Here is a 17089-nt window from a genome sequence, read left to right on the forward strand (position 1 = left end):
TTCATGTTTTCGGTTTCACTTTCACCACCACCCGCCGGTTCGGCGCGAGGCAGGATTGCAGCGCGGCGCCGGTGGCGGGCTGGCAGGCCGACAGTTCCTTGACGAAGTCGGTTGCACCCGCGCCCACCACGTTCACCTTGTCGGCCTTGATGCCTTTCGCGGCCAGGTAGTCGTACACGGCTTGCGCGCGGGCTTTGGACAAGGCCAGGTTGTGCGCGTCGTTGCCCAGCGGGTCCGCGTAGCCGGTCACGGTCAGCGTGTCGATCTGCGTGTTGCCGATGTTGGCGACCAGCTTGTCGAGGATGTCCTTGCCGTCCTGCGTGAGCGTGGACTGGTCGAAGCCGAACAGCGTGTCCGAGCCCAGCGTGGCGGTGGAGGCTGCCGGACAGGTGCCGCCGTCGCCCGGCGTTGGCGTCGGCGTGGTGCAGCCGCCCAGCGGACAGTCCGGCGGATCGTTCGGATTGGCCGGACCCGGTGGATCGCCCGGATCGGTGGGGTTGCCGTTGTTCCCGGTGCCGGGGATGGAGATGGGATTTTCAGGTTCGATGGCGTCGCTCTGCATCTGCATCGTCACGTGGCTGACCACGGGAATGCGGCCATCCTGTATCAGCTTGGTGCGGAAGGCGTCGGTGCCGTTGTCCTGCCACTTCAGGTAGGCGGTGTAGATGCTACCCACCACCGGCACCTTGGGCTTCACGCCCTGCATCACGCGCAGCTTGATCAGGTTGGCGTCCTGTATGGTCTCGCCCGAGCTGGCGCCCAGCGCCTGGCCCTTGAACGCCAGGCTGCTGTTCGGGATCACCCGCTTGCCCTGGGTATTGAGCTTGGCCTGCAAGGCGGGATCGTTGAAGTCCGCGAAGGCTTCCTTGGTCGGGTTGATCATGGTGATCTGCACATTGCCCGCCATGTCGGCCTTGGCGCGCGCCAGCGCCTCGGCCAGCTCGGTGGCGTTCTGGCCGCCGCCGTACAGCGGGATCAGCGCCTGTGCATACGCGTCTTCAATCTTGCCCAGCTTGGCGTTGGCCACGCTGCCCGCGCGCGCGGCCATGAAGCTGGCCTGATTGAGCTGGCTCTTGGTGAAGAACAGCAGGCTGTATTGCGTCACGCCCAGCCCCAGCACGGTGAGCACCGGCGCCGCGATGGCGAATTCCAGCACCGCGATGCCGCGCTGGCCAGCCCGGCGCGCAGCACGGCGCGGAGCGGCCGGGGCTTCCGGCGCTGCGCTGCCGTCCAGCAGCGGATGCTGCAGGCGGTCGCCGGGGGCGATGGCCCAGCGCGCCACGCTGCCCGCCGCCAGTTCCAATGTATGCGCCGCGCGCGGATGGCGCTGTCCCGCCGCGTCGCGCCCGGCGTGGCCCATGCTGGCGCTCCAGGGGCGCAGCGCGGGCACGCAGCGCGTCACCACGCCCTGCGCGTCCAGATACACCACGTCGATGGCGAAGCGCATGAAGGCGGTATGCACGCTGGGGCAGCCCGTCAGCAGCAGGCCCCGGTTACGCGGCAGCGCCTTGCGCAGCATCAGGCCCATGAAGCGGCTCCAGAAGCGCTGCGCCACCTGCACGCCCAGGCGATGGACGCCGCTGCGGGTATGCAGGCTGGCGCCGGGGAAAAGGGAATCACTCATGGTTCAGGTTCCAGGGTGGAGCAGCTTCATCGCGATGGGGAAAAACAGGACGACGAAGGTGCAGGGAAAAATGAAGACGAGCAGCGGGAACAGCATCTTCACCGGCGCTTCCATGGCCAGCTTTTCAGCGCGCTGGAAGCGCTCGGCGCGGCGCTGGTCGGCCTGCGCGCGCAGCACCGGCCCCAGGTTCATGCCCATGCGCTCGGCCTGGATCACGGCGGTGATGAAGTGCGACACATTGGGCTCGTTCAGGCGGTCGGCCATGGTGCGCAGCGCCTCGGCGCGCGCCTTGCCGGCCCGCATATCGCGCAGCACGCGCTGGATCTCGTCGCGCAGCACGCCGCGTGGCCCCTTGGCCACGGCCTGCTGCAGCGCGCCTTGCAGATTCAGGCCCGCTTCCACGCACAGGGTGATGATGTCGAGGTAGAACGGCAGCGACTTGAGCAGCTCGCTGGTGCGGCGCTTGAGCAGGTCGTTCAGCCAGATGCCGGGGAACAGCATGCCGATTAAAAAACCAATGGCGCAGGTCCACAGCTGTCCGGTGGCGCCCACTTGCAGCCGTCCCTCCAGCGCGTGTTCCAGGCTGGCCAGGCCCCAGCGCAGCAGCATCGCGCCCACCACGCCGGACACCAGGCGCGCGGCCATGAACTGGCCCGCGCTGAGCGCATACTCCAGCCCCGCCTTGCGCAGCCGCGCCTGCACCAGCATGTGGCGACGGGCAGGCACCAGCGGGCCGATGAAGTACGCGATCCAGTGGATGGGCCACCACAGCAGGCGGAAGCCCAGCGGCGGCGGGTCTTTGTACTCGCGGTCCTCGGGCGGCACTTCGGCCAGCGCGCCGCTCAGCAGCCAGGCGCACAGCGCCACGGACAGGCCGGCGGCAACCGCCACAAAGGCGATGACGGCGGTGCTATGTTGGATCAGCAGCGATTCCATGCAGGTCTCCTCACACGTCGATACTGATGATTTTCCGGATGATGAACATGCCCATGGCCTCGAACACCACCACCACCGCCAGCGCCGCCCAGCCAGCCGGCGTGTGCCACAGCATGTCCATCGCGGCCGGCTCCATCTTCTGCAACACCAGGCCGAGCGCGATCGGCAGCAGGCCCACCACCCAGGCCTGCAGCTTGCCTTGCGCGGTCAGCGCGCGGATCTTGCCTTCCATTTGCAGGCGGCTGCGGATGGTGCCTGCGGTGCGCTCCAGCGTTTCCGCCAGGCCGCCGCCGGTCTCCGATGCGATGCGCATGGCCGACACCACCAGCACCGTGGTCTGCGTCGGCATGCGGTGCGCCAGGTTGCTCAGGCTCTGCTCCAGCGTGACGCCGATGCGCTGCTCGCGCAGCATCAGCGCGAACTCCTGGCCCAGCGGCGCGGGCGCCTCTGCCACCAGCTGCGACAGCGCCGAACCGAAACCGGCGCCGGCGCGCATGCCGCCGGCCAGCATCATCAGCGCGTCCGGCAGCTGATGCTCGAACTGCAGCATGCGGCGCTGGCGCATGGCCGAATACAGCAGGCGTGGCGCCCACACCAGCATGGCGCAGGCCACCGCCGTGAGGATTGCGCTGCCGGTCGCCATCCAGGCGCCCAGGGTGCCAAGCGCCATCAGCGCCATATTGGCGGCGAACAGCTTGCGCGCATCGATGAACAGGAAGAACTCGCGCACCTGGAACTGCGCGCGCTCGGTGAAGCTGGCGCGGTAGCGCTTCATGGTGGCGGTGCCGACGTCGATGGCGAACCACGCCAGCAGCGCGCCAGACAGCGCGACGACCAGCGTCAGCACCGTGAGGAAGGTGGCGCTGGTGTTCATGCCGAACGCCTTTCCGCGCGCCGGTCATGGCCGCTGCGGGCCATCCACTCGCGCTCCTGCTGCGTGCCGGCCAGCTGCGCGGCAGGACGGAAGATGTCCATGCGCAGCTCGTTGCCCATGGCGCGCAGCTCCTCGTAGAAGGTGGGCGCCATGTCGCAGCCGGTGAAGACGCCCTGCACGCGGCTCACGCCATGCGCGTCGGCCTTGCCGTAGCCCTGGCCGGCAAAGCGGAACAGCTCCTGCAGCTGGATGCGGCCGCTCTCCATGCCGGTCAGCTCGGTGATGCTGGTGACCTTGCGCGAGCCACAGGCAAAGCGGGTCTGCTGCACGATGATGTCCACCGCCGACGAAATCTGTTCGCGGATGGCCACCAGCGGCAAATCCATGCCGGCCATCAGCACCATGGTTTCAAGCCGCGCCAGCGCGTCGCGCGGCGTATTGGCGTGCAGCGTGGTGAGCGAGCCTTCGTGGCCGGTGTTCATGGCCTGCAGCATGTCGAGCGCCTCGGCGCCCCGGCATTCGCCCACCACGATGCGGTCCGGGCGCATGCGCAGCGTGTTCTTCACCAGGTCGCGTATCAGCACCGCGCCCTTGCCTTCCACGTTGGACGGCCGCGACTCAAGGCTGATCAAGTGTTCGTGATGCAGCTTCAGTTCGGCCGCGTCCTCCACCGTGATGATGCGCTCGCCGGGTGGAATGAAGTTGGACAGGATGTTGAGCAGCGTGGTCTTGCCCGAACCGGTGCCGCCGGACACGATGATGTTTTTGCGCGAACGAACGCACACCTCCAGGAACTCCGCCATGTCAGGGCTGATGGCGCCGAAGCGCACCAGGTCGTCCGCGTCCAGCTTGCGCTTGGCGAATTTGCGGATGGTGAGCGTGGGGCCTTTCAGCGCCAGCGGCGGGATGATGGCGTTCACGCGCGAGCCGTCTGCCAGGCGCGCATCGACCATGGGCGAGGATTCGTCGATGCGCCGTCCCAGCGGCGCCACGATGCGCTCGATCACGCCCAGCACGGCGCGGTCGCCGGTGAAGGTGAGCGGATGGCGCTGCAAGCGGCCGGCGCGCTCGACGTAGATTTCATCGTGGCGGTTGACCATGATCTCGCTCACGCTGTCGTCTTCCAGCAGTTCCTCCAGCGGCCCCAGGCCCACGGCCTCGTTGAGCACCTGGCGGCACAGCACATCGCGGTCCAGCTCGGACGGAATGTCCGCCTCCAGCTCCTGGCGGATTTCGCGGATCACGCGGCTCGTTTCGGTGCGCAGCTGCGCGTCCGTCATGCTCGATACGTCCTTGCGGCGCAGGTCCATCGTATCGAGCAGGCGCGCGTGCATGCGCTTGCGCCATTCGAATTCGAGTTCCTTGCGGCGCGGGTCTATGCCCAGCACCACGGCGAAGCCGGGCTCCTTCTCGGGCTCCGGCTGCTGCGCGCGCGCCTGTTCGACGGCGGCGTGCGCCCTTTCCGCATTCACGCGCGAGGCGTGGATCTCCTCGGTGGCCATGCGGTTGCGGTGCTGCGCCGCGCTGGAGCGCGACTGCGGCGCGGCGGCCTGCACCAGTTCCGGTTCCGGCTCGCTATTAAGCACGCGCAGACGGTAGGGCCCGATGGCCAGCACGTCGTTCAGGCCCAGCGGGCCATATTGCGACGTGATCCGTTCGCCGTTCACATACAGGCCGCCGTACGATCCCAGGTCCTGCACCAGCACGCCGCCGGGCGTGCGCAGCAGGCGCGCATGCTCCTTGCTCACGCGCCAGCCACCCAGCTTGACGTCGTTCTGCGGCGACTTGCCGATCAGGCATTCGTCCGGCGCGTGTTCCAGGCGCGGCGCGCCGCTGCCTTCGGTGATCTCGATTTCCAGCATGGCTATTCCTTCCCTTCAGGCTGGGCCTGCGGCTGGGATTGCGGCAGGTACGCTTTGCCCGCATCGGTTCCCGGCTGCAGCGGATCGCTCAGATAAGGCGACTTGCCGAGCCGTTCGCCCAGGCGCTGGCCGGTGCTTTCCACGCGGTCCACCAGCCCCTTCGAGCGCGGATCGACAATGGTCGGCGTAACGAACACCACCAGCTCGGTCTCCTTGTTCTGGAAACGCTTGGAGCGGAACAGCGCGCCGAGGATGGGGATGTCGCCCAGGAAGGGCACCTTGTCCACGTCGTTGCTGCTGTTGCGCTGCAGGAGGCCGGACAGCACGATGGTTTCGCCGGCGCGCACATTGAACTCGGTCTTGGTCTTGCGGCTCAGCAGCGCAGGGCCGCCCAGCGTGGTGATGGAGGAGTCCAGCGAGCTGACTTCGGAGTCGATGATGGCGCGGATCACACCATTGCGGCCCACCTTGGGTTCGATGTCCAGCTTGATGCCGTAGGGCTTGAACACCACCGTCACGCCGTTCACCGACGACACCGAGTAGGGAAACTCGCCGCCCGCCAGGAAGCTGGCCTTGAAGCCGCTGCGGGTGGACAGCTGCGGCTCGGCCAGGATGCTGGCGGTGCCGTTCTGCTCCAGCAGGTTGAGCTGCGCGTTCAGGCCCATGTTGATGGCGCTCAGGATGGTCAACTGCGACGGCAGCGTGACCGGGCTGCCGTCTCCCGAGCCTATGGGCGCAGGGGCACTGGTCGGCGAGATGATATTGATCTTGCGTCCGCCCACGTCGCCGCGTCCGCCCGGATACCAGATGCCGCCGATGGCGCCGCCGCCGGTGGGGCTCCACTTCAGCCCCAGTTCGCGCAGTTCGGACTTGGGAAACTCCACCACCTTCACGTCCATCATCACCATTTGCTCCCAGCCGATAGGGCTGGTGAAGTTGACGATCTGAGGGTAGCGCTTGGCCATCTCGGCCACTTTCTCGCGGTCGGCGTCGTCCAGCTCATCGCCTTCGACAATGACCTTGTCGCCCACCACCGAAGCGGTGGCGCGGGGGATGCGCTGCAGGAAGCCGGCGATCTCGCGCGCCACGCGGGCCGTTTCGCCCGGCACCACGTTCACGCGGATGCGCTGGTAGCGGCCATCCTCGTTCCACACGAACAGCGTGGACGTGCCTACGCTGTTACCGAAGATGATCACTTCCTTGTCGTCCAGCGCATGCGCCGTCATCACCTGGCCGTTGCCGACCGCGATGCGCGCCACGCCCGGCGTGGGGAACACGCGCGACTCGCCCGCGAACAATTCAATCTCCGGCGCGGCGCCCGCTTCATGCGCAGGGTCGATAGGCGCGTACACGGCAGGCTTGGCCTGCTGGCGTTTCGTGGTGGGCTTCAGATTTTCGATATTGCCCATGCGCGCTGCGCCGGGAGCCTGCGCTGGGGCTTGCGCCTGTACCGCTGCCGCAGGGACCGCCGCCGGCGCCTGCTGCGCCTCGGCTTCCGGGGCTGCAGCCCATGCGGGCGCGGCCAGCACGCCCAACAGTATCAAAGCCAGTACCAATGCCAGAGCAAGCAGTGGGAGTAAGTATTTTATTGTTTTCATTGTTGTTCTAGGTATGTGTTTAATGCACGCCGCCGCCGACAACGGCCACCGGCACCGCTGGAGGAACATCGCTTTCCTGCGCCGCCTGCGCAGCTGCCGCCGCCGCTGCGCCGCGCGGACGCAAACGCATCGCTTCAGGCGTCATGCTGCCCGCGCCATTGCCATACAAAACCGGCACCGCGCGGCGTCCGCCCTTGCCCTGCGCGCGCAGCTGGTTCATGCCCAGCAGCGAAGCCAGGTCGTTGGTCTGCGCGCCGATGGGGGTCTGGTCCTGCGGGTTGCGCAGCAGCGCCGTGAGCTTGCCCACTTCGCGCGCCACGATCAGGTTCTGCGCCTGGGCCGGCGTGGTGTCCAGCGTGACGGTGGAATAGCTGCGCCGCTCGCCGCTTTTTGGATCGTCGATCGAGCGCTGGCCGGTGGCCATCACCTGCATGCGCTGCAGCAGCGGGAAGGTGGACTTCTTGCCGTTCTGCTCGACCGTGATAATCAGGTCGATCAAGTCGCCCGGCTCCAGCATGCCGGAGATGGAATTGATTTCGTCCACCGGCACCGTCATGGCGCGATGGCCGCTCTCCACGCGCGACGAGAACGACGGCGCGCGCTGCGTCTCCATCAGCCCCCACAGGATCATTTCCCCGGCCTTGACCGGATAAGCCACGGCCTGGCCGTCGATGCGGGCGAAGTCGTCCGGCGTGATCGCCACCGAGTGCGCGTATTCGGACGGCACCTGGCGGATGGCGAGGTTTTCATTGCTCACCTTTTCGCCCTTGGCGATGTCCACCTTGGCCACCACCACGGCCGTCATCTGGCCCTTGCCGCGCGCCTCGATGGCGGCCATCTGGCCGCTCAGGAAGCTGCGCGCGGCGAAGGCCGCCAGGCCGCCGATCAGCAGCGCGATACCAAGAACTATCCAGGTCTTGCCGGGCCGGATGCGGCGCAGCGATTCAACATTAGGCAGCTTCATGATCAGAACGGAAGCGAGATGGCGTAGCTGATGTTCTTGTAGGCCAGCTGGAAGCCGTCGCTGACGATCTCGAAGGTGGTGCGCGCCTTGCCCGGGCTGGCGGGGTTGTCCTGTATCGGCACGAACAGGGCGAAGCCCAGCACGGCGCAAACGATGGCGTATTCCATAGAGGTGTAGCCTGCCTGGTTCTTTTTCATTTCAGTTGCTCCATATGCGAAGTAGTGTTCAACACCACGGTGACGCGCCCTTCGCGGTCGCGGCAAATCACGGCCATGGCGTCCTTGCCCCGTCCCTTGAAGAACAGGGTGCTGCCGTTGACGGCGCCGGCAGGCAGGGGCCGGCCACCGTATTCCTCGGGTTTTGCTTCCCGTTCGAATTCCAATCCTTCGTCCCGCATCAGCTGGCGCACGCGGTCGCGGTTCACGTCCTCGCTGTAGCTGTTGTTCACCGCCAGCAGCAGCGAAGCCACGCCGCGCTCGTTCGAGGTGAGGAAGCTGATCACGGACGAGCCCTGCGGCAGCTGGGCCAGGTAGCGCGCGCGTTGCGCCTGCGTGGCGCCGCGCTGGCTCGCAGCGGCCTTCAAGTCGGTTACAGCCAGCAGGCCGCGCGTGCCCTGCGGCAGGCCTTCGAGCTGAATGGTGATGTAGTAGTCGCCGCGCGGCCGGCCCAGCACCAGCTTGTTGCCAACCTTGCTTTCCATCAGCGGCTTTTCCATGTGGCTGCGAAACCAGGCCGCCAGCACCGCAGGGGACTCGCTGGTCGCAAAACCCGTCATGCGCATCGGCATGCCCTGTGCGGCAACCTGCGCCCCCATGTCCACGATGGCGGCGCCGGGTGGCAGCTCCACCTGCGGCCAGACGGCCGCAGCTGCAGGCAGCACAGCCGGCGACAGCAGTACGGACAGTGCGGCGGTGGATAGGGCGCGGCGCATCATTTCAGGCGGTCCACAGGTACTTCGTCGCGCCAGTAAGCCAGTTCGCCCAGCTTTGGGCCTTTTCCATTGCAAGCGCCAGGAAAGCAGCCAGTCATTTCTGTCACTTTCACCGCGTCATCCACGACGCCGTTGAATGGGCGCAGCGCCTTGCCCGGCGTAAGCAGTGTTTGGTCGATGCGCGACTCCACCTGCCCTGGCCCGCTGGCGGTCCAGGTATCGACCGCCACACTGGTGGCACGCCTGATAGTCAGACCGATGTTCTTGAACGGCTCGTAGGTCTCGGCCGGATTGCCGGCGGGTGCCGGCAAATTGGCCAGCGTGACGCTAACGTTGGCGGTGAAGACGCCGTTCGCTTTCAGTTCGAGCTGATCGCGCACATTGATCGGCACAGGCATTGAAAATGGTGCGTCGTCTGAGGCTGCAGCGTAGCCGTCGGACTGCGCTGCACCTGCCGCGCCAGCACCGAAGGTCACCCGCACGTCGCTGAATTTGCTGATCAGCGCACCGCCGTTCTGGTCGCTCCAGAACCGATTGCGGTTGGCATTAAAGTCGCCCGCCGTGTCACCGGTCTTGATAGGGGCATCAGAGTTGCTGAAGTAGCGGCTGCGCACTTCGTCCTCCAGCTGCGACACCGGCTTCCATGAACTCATGCCGTCGTTGCGCGTCATCGCGTCAAAGGCCACGTAGCGGCTGGCCATCTGCGTGGCGTAGCTGATGTCCTGGTACTTCGCCACCACCGGCATCAACAGGAACAGTGGCACGAGCACCAGGCACATGACCACTAACTCCGTGAGCGCCTGGCCGCGCTGGGCTGCGAAGAATGGCGTGCGCGTCATTGCCCGCCCCCTCCGGTAAAGCTGTAGCCACCGGCTGCATAGGGCGTGAAGACAGCCGCGCTGACGGTCGTGTCCATGGCGGCGTCGGCGGCGTTCAGCTTCAAGCCTTCCGGTTGCTCCATTTCCAGCAACAGGCCGCCGAACTGGCGCGACGCCGCGCCCACCGCAGGTTTAAACGAGCCGCCGGATGCGTAGCATGCGCTGCCGCCGCCGGTAGCAGCGGGCAGCGCCCAAATGTCGCAGGTGACGCCCTTCACGTCTTTACGCTGGGCGGTCTTGCTGGCGGCGTAGGCCGATACCTGGCGCAGTTGCGCAGCCATCGCCGCCATGGCTGGGTCGTTCGCCATGCGCTGCAATGCATCCGCCCCACCTGAAGGACGGGCCGGCATAGGTCGGGCACCGGCGTGGCCATCCGGGCCGCAGTTGCCCTTGGCGATCTTCGCCACCAGGTCGATCTGGCAGATACCCGCGCTCGACTCCAGCTTGGCCGTGCGCACAGGTTTGGACAGCAGGCTGCAGTCGCTGATTTTCACCTGGTAGGAAACGCCGGACGAATATTGGATGCTGCGCTGTAAGGCAAGGTAGTAGTCGTCGCGGTGGCTCACCATGTAGTCCGGCCAAGCCTTGGGCGGATTGACCGGCTGGCCGGTACGCTGGTGATCCGTCACGCAAGCCTGCACGTTCTCCTTGAGCCGCGCCAGCAGCGCGGCGTTGCCTTCCTTGCCGTTGAAGTAGCCGTGCAGCCGCGCGCGGTGCACTTGCACCTGCGCGCCCGCCCTGCCGTAGGCCTCGTGCGGCATGGGCGCCTTGAAGATCTCGTCCTCTTGCGGCGTGGTGGCCTGCGCTGCGCAGACTACTGCCATGGCGACCCCGCCGCAGATGAAATATTTTGAACTAGTCATGGATTGATGCCCTGCAGTGCCGCAGCCGCTGCCAGCGTCGCTGCGGAGTTGTCGCCCAAATGCGCCTGCCAGTAAGGATTGAACAAACTTGGCAGTTCCTTCTTGCCGTCCGCGCGCGCCACCGGGCGGTCGAAATAGACTTCGGAGGTCGATACCGCCGCCAGTACGTCCTGCGCCTGCGCGCCTTTCATCACGTCCAGGCGGCCGGTGGGTTTGATCTGCGAGCGGCCGTCGGAGGTCATGGTCTGCGCTTTAGCGCGCGTAAGACGAATGGCGAAGCGTAGCGTGGGGTCTACCCGTTTTGCGGCAGTGGGACTGTCCGGGGAATACGACAGCACTTCGCTGGAGACGTCGAAAAAATTGGGCACGCCGCTGTAGAACCAGTCGCTGCCGCCGCCGTTCTTGCGGGCGGACTGCTGGCCGGTACCCAGCGAGTAGTTGGCGACGGTGCGGCAACGCGGTATGCCGAAGCGGAAGCGCAATTGCTCCGCCCGCAGCGTTGCGCTGTCCTGCGCGCGCCACTCGTCGAATCCAATTAGCTGAGTGCTGCCGGTTCGGTTCGCTTTCCCGCGCGGCACCGGATTGCAGGGCAAGATTGAGCTGTCGCTCCAGGAACGGTTTCGGACGAAACCGTCCTTGTAGGCGGCACTCAGCTCAACATCCTTGAAGCGGGTGCGGTCATTGCCGATGTTCGGCGTTATGAAGGGTTTTCCGTCGAACAACGTGTAGTTGTCGAGCAGCGGAATCAGGTCGACCTTCACCACGCCATCGCCGACGTAATTGGCATCCGCAACTTCCTGCATCAGCCGGGTGCGAGCCGGCAGGAAACTGGCATACATGGTGGTCTGAGCCAGCTGCAAGGCCACCTTTGCCGTTTCAGTCGCAAGCACGGTGACCTGCAGCACCGGGCTAACGACATTCTCAGTGGCGTTGATCACTGTTGCGCCATAGGCCAAGACTCCGCACGCCGGCGTGTACTTCAGCAACTGCAGGCCACCGGGAACAGGGTAATTCGTTGTACAGAGCATCGCCGTATCGGCACTGGTGGCGTGTTCAGCGGAGTATTCAAGCCAGGAATCGACACTCACCATCTGGGCGATCGTTACCTCGTTCGCCATCAGCGCGCGGTTGGTGTAGGCATCGAAGTTCAAGGCACGGGCGTGCATGACGGCGGCGCTGTAGGCCACGGCGTCGGCGGTGTTGACCAGCTTGGCCTTTTCGGCCGTCAGCTGCCCGGTGTTGAACATGAAGAACATCGCAACCAGCCCGCTCAGCAGGACGAACAATCCATAGATGAGCGCCTGCCCCCGCTGCCGCGCGCGGCGCGGCAGGGAAGACAGCGGGTTGGAGGCGAAACGGCTCATGACTTAGTTGCTCCCGCCTGCGCTGCCCTGCTTGCCGGTGGTGGCTTGGTCGCCGTAAGTGCCCAGCGAGTTCTTGTTGGCGTCCTTGGCGGCGGCGGCGGCCTTGGTCGCTGCTGCTTGCGATGCGGTGATGGCGGCAGTGCCGTCGTTGCCGGACACCTCGTTCGAGATGGCGGCCATCTGGTTGCGCACGGTGGCGCCGAACAGTTGCGTGACGGCGATGGCGGCCACGGCAATCATGGCGACGATGATGATGTACTCGGTCATGCCCTGACCGGTTTGCCTGCGTTTGAAAGCGCGGATGTTCATGCGATACCCCTTTATCAAATTGTGGAAACACCAAATGGAATGGGCCTCCACGGACGGGGTGTGGCCCGCGCGAGGAAGCGGAGCCAACTGTAGACCTTGTACACCGCGCACATTTTCACCAAATGTAACGATGTTAAATAAATAATTTTTATTTTTACTTATTGGGCTTTTTGGCAACATTTCAATCGTGCGGGGCCACCTCATCAGTTACGATGGCCGCCTGGCGGCGGAATAAAAAAAACCCCGCAGCGCGGGGTTTTGGGGGTACTGCGGCAGCCGGAGGCTATTTGGCGGTCGCGGGGGCAGCGGCAGAAGCCGTCTTGTCCGCCTTCTCGCCCTTCGCGGCCTTGGCCGGCTTGGCGGGCTTGGCTTCGCCTGCGCCGTCGCGCGATTTGCCGTTCACTTGCAGGCCGGCTTCGGACAGTTTGACCGCGTTCTTTTCCCCCACGCCCTTCACGCGCATTTCAAAGTCGGCCCAGTCCTTGAAGGGGCCGCCCTTGGTGCGCTCGTCCAGTATCGCTTTCGACTTGGCCGGGCCGATGCCCTTCACGCTGTCCAGCGCGGCCGCATCGGCCTTGTTCACGTCGACCTGTGCAAATGCGAAGCCCATCGTCGCAACCAATGCGGCAACTGCCATCAACAGTTTCTTCATCATATTTGTCTCCGTTATGTGGGTAGCGAAACGGGATTCCGCCTCGCCCGTGGTAAACGGAGGCCGCCGACGCCAGTTGACCGGCTTTGTTTGATGTAAATCAATCAAACCGCATGGCTGTGCAGGCCGCCAGCCGCGTCCTGCGCCAGCCAGGCGCAGCCTGTTTGGGCCAGGAAATCCAGCGCCTGCGGGCCTTTCAGCATGGCAATCGTGGCGCTGGCGCCCGCCGCCACCGTGAGCGGCGCCAGCACGCTGACCGAGCGCCACGCCGTGACCGGGTAGCCGGTGGCGGGGTCGAGGATATGGCAGTAACGCCGGCCATCCAGCTCGAAATAGCGCTCGTAGTCGCCGGAGGTGGCCAGCGCGCCGCTGGCGACATCGATGGCGGCGATGGCGCCGTCCTCCTGGCGCGGGTGCTGGATGGCGATGCGCCAGGGGCTGCCGTCCGGCTGCGGGCCGAGCACGCGCAGATCGCCGCCCAGGTTGACGTAGCCGCAGTGCACGCCTTGCGCCAGCAGCAGCGCGGCGGCGCGGTCGGCGGCGTATTCCTTGCCGAAGCCGCCGAAATCCAGCTCCATGCCGGCCAGCGGCAGGCGCAGGCTGCTCCCTTCCCGCTCGGCCTTGCGCCAGCCGGTGAGGGCCAGCAGCGGCGCCAGCTCCTCCGGCTGCGGCACGCGCGGCTGCTTGAAGTTCCAGGCCCGGCGCAGCACGCCGGTGGTGATGTCGAACAGGCCGCCGCTGAGGGTGTACAGCTGGTCCGCGTATGCCAGCAGGGCCAAGGTTTCGTCGTCCAGCGGCAGCGGCGCGCCGCCGGCCGCGCCGTTGATGGCGGACACCACACTGTCGCTGCGGTAGCGCGAGTACTTCGCTTCGATGCGCCGCACTTCGGCCATGGCGGGCGCGGCCAGCGCCTGCGCCGCCTCCTCGCTCGCGGCGGGCAGCAGCAGCTGGCAAGGGCTGGCCATGGCCTGGAAGGCCACGGTGTACAGCGCGCTCAAGCGCTCACCATTGCTTGCTGATGCCCAGCTGCCAGATTTGCGCGTCCATGCGCGCCAGGCCGGGGCTGCCGGTGCCGAAGCGGCGCCAGCGGGTGCTCTGACGATAATGCTCGGCCTTCACCTGCGCGCGCCAGCCGTCGCCGAAACTGTAGGCGGCCTGCAGACCGGCCGTGACGGCGCCGAAGCCGGACAGGCGCTGGTCGGCCGAGGTGAAGGCGGTGGAACCGAAGGTGTAGCCGGGCGGGAAAGGCGGGCCGAAGCGCTTGTCGTACACCGGGTCGAAATAGAAGTCCGCCGCCGATTGCGTGCTCAGCCGCAGCGAGGGCGTCAAGGCCCAGCCGCCGCCCAGCGCGCGCTCGTATTCGGCGCCCAGGGTGTGGGCGCGGACGCCGAAGCTGTCCATGTAGTAGCGGTAGCTGGTGCGCATGGCGCTGCCGTCCCCCAGCGCGTGGTTCCAGCGCAGCAGCAGGCTGTTGACGTCGCGCTTGCGCGGGCGGTTGTCGACGTATTTGTAGGGGTCCGAGTAGTAGCCTTTACCTTTCGCATGCGTCAGGTCGAGCTTGACGATGTCGCGCTGGGTCAGCACCTGCTCCAGGCTGGCCAGCCATTCCACGGTGTGGCGGCGCTCGCCTGTCACCAGCAGGTTGACCGGGGAAATGGTGTCGTTGCTGACGCCAAAGGACAGGCTCCCGGTGGTGTTGTGGTCCGCGCTGCTGATGGTGCCGCCCAGCGACAGCGCGCGCGAGCGGTAGTCGTTCTCGTTGGACCAGGCGGCGCCTGCGCTGACGCTGGCGTTGGCGAGGTAGCGCGTGACGCGCAGGTCGGCGGCGTGGCGCAGGTCGTCCATGCGCGAGGCGCCGGAGATGGCGGTGTGGTAGCGCGGCGTGGCGCCGGACACGTGGTCGCTGACGGCGCCCGCTTCCAGCAGCCAGCCGCCGGCCACCGGCAGCGACAGGCGCACCGCAGGCGAGCGCACGCTCACGCGGTCCAGGCCGGGCTGTTCGTCCTTGTAGTGCAGATAGTCGACGCTGAGGGTGGCGGTGTCCGGCAGGGTTTGCGCGGCTGCGCTCGGCAAGCCCAGCCCCAGGCCGGGCAGTGCGAGCGCAGCCAGCATCAGGGCCTGGCTTGGCGGCAGGTCGGTCTTCGGCATCAGTTGCACCCGCAGCCGCCGCCGCCCACGCTGCCCGCGCCGCTGGCGGCTTCCTTGCTGTCGTAGATGTGGGCGCTGTAGCGCGACGCGGCAGGGTCGCGGTCGAAGCGCATATTGGGCTGTGCCAGCGCGCCTTTTTCCCACGCCGCCACAGGCTGGAGCGGAGCGCAGCCGGTGGCCAGTCCGGCTGCGGCGCACAGCGCGGCCCATGCAGCCCACCTCGCCAGCCTGCACGCCCCGCGCCACCTTATTTGTGCTTGCATGCCTGCCTCCTTATGGTTGTTGCAGCGCGGACTGGATGCGTGCTTCCAGCGCGGCGGTGTCGTTGTCGTTGAAGCCGCTGTGCAGCCACAGCAGCTTGCCGTCGCGGCCGATCAGCGCGCTGCTGGGCATGCCCTTGATGCCGTAGGCGCGCGCGGTGGCGCCGGCCGGGTCGTAGGCGATGGTGAACGCGGCCGGCACGCGGGACAGGAAGGCGGCGGCGTCTTCGCCCTTGGCGTCCAGGTTGATGGCCAGTACTTGCAGGCCGGCGCCGCCATGGCGCTGCTGCAGGCCGTTCATCCAGGGGAAGGAGCGCTTGCAGGGGCCGCACCAGGAAGCCCAGAAATCCAGGTAGACCAGCTTGCCGCGATAGGCGCTCAGCTGCACCCTGCCCTGTGCTCCCGGCAAGTCGAAACCCGGCGCCAAGGCCTCGCCCGCCTTGGCGCCCGCGCTTGCGCACGTGATGGCCAGGGCCAGGACAGCGCTGCCGGCGACAGCGGCCGTCATGGCGGCATGCCCGCGGCGAACCAGGCGGCGAGCAGGTCGCGTTCGGCCTGCGTCATGCCGGTCATATTCGCCCAGGGCATGAATTGCGATTGCACGGTGGAGGTAAAGATTTGCGTCGAGCGCGCGCGGATCTCGGCTTCGGTGTCGAAGCGGATGCCCAGCGGTGCCGGGTTGAATCCGGGCACGGTGGGACGCGCGGAATGGCACGGCACGCAGCGCTGGATGATGATGGCCTGCACCTGCGGGAATTTCAGCGCCGGCTGCACCGGCTTGGTCCAGCTGAAGACGCCTGCCTGCCCGGTGCTGGTGTTGACCCAGCTGCCCGCCAGCACCCCGGCCGCCAGGTTCAGGCTGCCAGTCAGCGTGACGCTCTGGCCTGCGGTGGTGGGCAGCGCCACGCTGAAGCGGCCGCCCGGCTGCAAAGTGCCGCTGCCGCCGGCGTCCTGGTTCACCAGGTGGCCGAACAGCGCCATCGTGCCGTCGGGCTGTATGGTGATGCCGATGGCGCCCTGGTCGGCGCCGCGCACCGTCACGTCATACTGGCCCGCATACTCGGCCATGGCATTGGCCGGCAGGCTGCTGCCAAAGGGCAGATACTCGATGCCGTTGCGCACCGCGTTGGCCAGCAGCGCGATGTTTTCCGGCGAGTCGGAGAACTGGGCCAGCACCTCGGCCTGGCTCAGCCGGACGCCCAGCGGGCCGGTGCCGTCCAGATTGCCGACATGGTAGGCCAGGCCTGCCGCGTCCGGTGCGCGGCCCAGCACGTTCGCATACAGCAGCGTGACGAAAGCGGCGCTGTTCGGCGCGCCGTACAAACTCATGAATTCCTGGCTGGTGACGAAGCTGGCGGCAACCGTGTTCAGCGGCGCGCCGTTGTCCATCGTGCCGATGTGGTAGCCCAGGCCGGCCAGGTCCGGCTTGCGCTTGAAGGCGGCCTGATACAGGCGGTAGGCCTGGCCGGCGTTGCCGGACAAGTCCAGGGCCAGCGCGGTATCGGCAAAACGCAAGCGGCTGTCCGCCGGCACCAGTTGGGTGGCGCCGCTGAGGATGTCGGTGACGAGGAAGCCGCCCGTGGCGGGGGCGACGGTGTATTGGCTGAGATAGCCGCTGAAGCTGATGGCCGGGCCGGGGGCCGCCGCGTGCTGCGGCGCAGGAGCGCCCGAAGCGGACAGGCGCGCGCCGGCGCTCGGATTGCCCGGCTGGGATTGCTCGCCCGCGCCGCAGGCAACCAGCAACAGCGGCAGGGCCAGACAGCAGAGGCGGCGAGCGTCCATAGCGGTGTACCAAAAAGGGAAGGTTTACATCTTAGCCATCCCTG

The 17089-nt window shown here is 66.7% G+C and carries 18 protein-coding genes; all 18 read right to left on the minus strand.

All coding sequences use genetic code 11. The features are described 5' to 3' along the window. Position 1: 1 nt before the first annotated feature. Entirely contained in the window at positions 2-1624 is a 1623-nt protein-coding gene (locus GTP77_RS11770; protein ID WP_161072358.1) for a DUF192 domain-containing protein, read from the minus strand. 3 nt (positions 1625-1627) lie between these two features. Next, the gene (locus tag GTP77_RS11775) at positions 1628-2560 is read right to left on the minus strand and encodes a type II secretion system F family protein (protein ID WP_187358691.1); all 933 of its coding nucleotides are present in this window, start codon (positions 2558-2560) and stop codon (positions 1628-1630) included. A gap of 10 nt (positions 2561-2570) precedes the next feature. Continuing rightward, positions 2571-3434 carry a type II secretion system F family protein gene (locus GTP77_RS11780; protein ID WP_161072359.1) on the minus strand — a complete coding sequence of 288 codons (864 nt, stop codon included), beginning with the start codon at positions 3432-3434 and terminating at the stop codon, positions 2571-2573. After that, positions 3431-5296, minus strand: coding sequence for a TadA family conjugal transfer-associated ATPase (locus GTP77_RS11785; protein ID WP_161072360.1), 1866 nt, complete (start codon positions 5294-5296; stop codon positions 3431-3433). The genes GTP77_RS11780 and GTP77_RS11785 overlap by 4 nt, the downstream gene beginning before the upstream one ends. A 2-nt stretch (positions 5297-5298) precedes the next feature. Continuing rightward, a complete protein-coding gene (locus GTP77_RS11790) occupies positions 5299-6840 on the minus strand; it encodes a type II and III secretion system protein family protein (RefSeq protein ID WP_228895428.1) in 1542 nt (513 codons plus the stop codon). 73 nt (positions 6841-6913) lie between these two features. Next, the gene (gene cpaB / locus GTP77_RS11795) at positions 6914-7858 is read right to left on the minus strand and encodes a Flp pilus assembly protein CpaB (protein ID WP_161072362.1); all 945 of its coding nucleotides are present in this window, start codon (positions 7856-7858) and stop codon (positions 6914-6916) included. Between the two features lie 2 nt (positions 7859-7860). Further along, positions 7861-8055 carry a hypothetical protein gene (locus tag GTP77_RS11800; protein ID WP_161072363.1) on the minus strand — a complete coding sequence of 65 codons (195 nt, stop codon included), beginning with the start codon at positions 8053-8055 and terminating at the stop codon, positions 7861-7863. Further along, positions 8052-8792: a hypothetical protein gene (locus GTP77_RS11805; RefSeq protein WP_161072364.1), complete on the minus strand. Its 741-nt coding sequence runs from the start codon at positions 8790-8792 to the stop codon at positions 8052-8054. Before GTP77_RS11805 ends, GTP77_RS11800 begins: the two co-directional genes overlap by 4 nt. Further along, positions 8789-9628, minus strand: coding sequence for a hypothetical protein (locus GTP77_RS11810; RefSeq protein WP_161072365.1), 840 nt, complete (start codon positions 9626-9628; stop codon positions 8789-8791). The genes GTP77_RS11805 and GTP77_RS11810 overlap by 4 nt, the downstream gene beginning before the upstream one ends. Further along, positions 9625-10491: a hypothetical protein gene (locus GTP77_RS11815; protein ID WP_161072366.1), complete on the minus strand. Its 867-nt coding sequence runs from the start codon at positions 10489-10491 to the stop codon at positions 9625-9627. The genes GTP77_RS11810 and GTP77_RS11815 overlap by 4 nt, the downstream gene beginning before the upstream one ends. 35 nt (positions 10492-10526) lie before the next feature. Next, positions 10527-11894, minus strand: a complete 1368-nt coding sequence (locus tag GTP77_RS11820; RefSeq protein ID WP_161072367.1) for a pilus assembly protein TadG-related protein — start codon at positions 11892-11894, stop codon at positions 10527-10529. 3 nt (positions 11895-11897) lie between these two features. Next, positions 11898-12203, minus strand: coding sequence for a hypothetical protein (locus GTP77_RS11825; RefSeq protein ID WP_161072368.1), 306 nt, complete (start codon positions 12201-12203; stop codon positions 11898-11900). Between the two features lie 283 nt (positions 12204-12486). Continuing rightward, positions 12487-12858 (minus strand): ComEA family DNA-binding protein, encoded by a 372-nt coding sequence (locus GTP77_RS11830; protein WP_161072369.1) that lies wholly within the window; start codon positions 12856-12858, stop codon positions 12487-12489. Positions 12859-12959: 101 nt separating this feature from the next. Beyond that, a complete protein-coding gene (locus GTP77_RS11835) occupies positions 12960-13853 on the minus strand; it encodes an FAD:protein FMN transferase (RefSeq protein ID WP_228895422.1) in 894 nt (297 codons plus the stop codon). A 4-nt stretch (positions 13854-13857) separates the two neighbouring features. After that, a complete protein-coding gene (locus tag GTP77_RS11840; RefSeq protein ID WP_229202166.1) occupies positions 13858-15003 on the minus strand; it encodes a DUF3570 domain-containing protein in 1146 nt (381 codons plus the stop codon). Next, positions 15003-15266 (minus strand): DUF4266 domain-containing protein, encoded by a 264-nt coding sequence (locus GTP77_RS11845; protein WP_161072370.1) that lies wholly within the window; start codon positions 15264-15266, stop codon positions 15003-15005. The genes GTP77_RS11840 and GTP77_RS11845 overlap by 1 nt, the downstream gene beginning before the upstream one ends. Positions 15267-15276: 10 nt before the next feature. After that, positions 15277-15771: a TlpA family protein disulfide reductase gene (locus GTP77_RS11850; RefSeq protein ID WP_161072371.1), complete on the minus strand. Its 495-nt coding sequence runs from the start codon at positions 15769-15771 to the stop codon at positions 15277-15279. After that, on the minus strand, positions 15768-17045 hold the full coding sequence (locus tag GTP77_RS11855) for a DUF4214 domain-containing protein (RefSeq protein WP_161072372.1): 1278 nt from the start codon (positions 17043-17045) through the stop codon (positions 15768-15770). The genes GTP77_RS11850 and GTP77_RS11855 overlap by 4 nt, the downstream gene beginning before the upstream one ends. Positions 17046-17089 lie beyond the last annotated feature (44 nt).

This window comes from Pseudoduganella aquatica, assembly GCF_009857595.1.
Classification (GTDB): domain Bacteria; phylum Pseudomonadota; class Gammaproteobacteria; order Burkholderiales; family Burkholderiaceae_D; genus Rugamonas; species Rugamonas aquatica_A.

Coding starts and splice junctions, on each gene's coding strand:
- GTP77_RS11770 (WP_161072358.1), bottom strand. CDS start 1,624: ATGAGTGATTCCCTTTTCCCCGGCGCCAGCCTGCATACCCGCAGCGGC.
- GTP77_RS11775 (WP_187358691.1), bottom strand. CDS start 2,560: ATGGAATCGCTGCTGATCCAACATAGCACCGCCGTCATCGCCTTTGTG.
- GTP77_RS11780 (WP_161072359.1), bottom strand. CDS start 3,434: ATGAACACCAGCGCCACCTTCCTCACGGTGCTGACGCTGGTCGTCGCG.
- GTP77_RS11785 (WP_161072360.1), bottom strand. CDS start 5,296: ATGCTGGAAATCGAGATCACCGAAGGCAGCGGCGCGCCGCGCCTGGAA.
- cpaB (WP_161072362.1), bottom strand. CDS start 7,858: ATGAAGCTGCCTAATGTTGAATCGCTGCGCCGCATCCGGCCCGGCAAG.
- GTP77_RS11800 (WP_161072363.1), bottom strand. CDS start 8,055: ATGAAAAAGAACCAGGCAGGCTACACCTCTATGGAATACGCCATCGTT.
- GTP77_RS11805 (WP_161072364.1), bottom strand. CDS start 8,792: ATGATGCGCCGCGCCCTATCCACCGCCGCACTGTCCGTACTGCTGTCG.
- GTP77_RS11810 (WP_161072365.1), bottom strand. CDS start 9,628: ATGACGCGCACGCCATTCTTCGCAGCCCAGCGCGGCCAGGCGCTCACG.
- GTP77_RS11815 (WP_161072366.1), bottom strand. CDS start 10,491: ATGGCAGTAGTCTGCGCAGCGCAGGCCACCACGCCGCAAGAGGACGAG.
- GTP77_RS11820 (WP_161072367.1), bottom strand. CDS start 11,894: ATGAGCCGTTTCGCCTCCAACCCGCTGTCTTCCCTGCCGCGCCGCGCG.
- GTP77_RS11825 (WP_161072368.1), bottom strand. CDS start 12,203: ATGAACATCCGCGCTTTCAAACGCAGGCAAACCGGTCAGGGCATGACC.
- GTP77_RS11830 (WP_161072369.1), bottom strand. CDS start 12,858: ATGATGAAGAAACTGTTGATGGCAGTTGCCGCATTGGTTGCGACGATG.
- GTP77_RS11840 (WP_229202166.1), bottom strand. CDS start 15,003: ATGCCGAAGACCGACCTGCCGCCAAGCCAGGCCCTGATGCTGGCTGCG.
- GTP77_RS11845 (WP_161072370.1), bottom strand. CDS start 15,266: ATGCAAGCACAAATAAGGTGGCGCGGGGCGTGCAGGCTGGCGAGGTGG.
- GTP77_RS11850 (WP_161072371.1), bottom strand. CDS start 15,771: ATGACGGCCGCTGTCGCCGGCAGCGCTGTCCTGGCCCTGGCCATCACG.
- GTP77_RS11855 (WP_161072372.1), bottom strand. CDS start 17,045: ATGGACGCTCGCCGCCTCTGCTGTCTGGCCCTGCCGCTGTTGCTGGTT.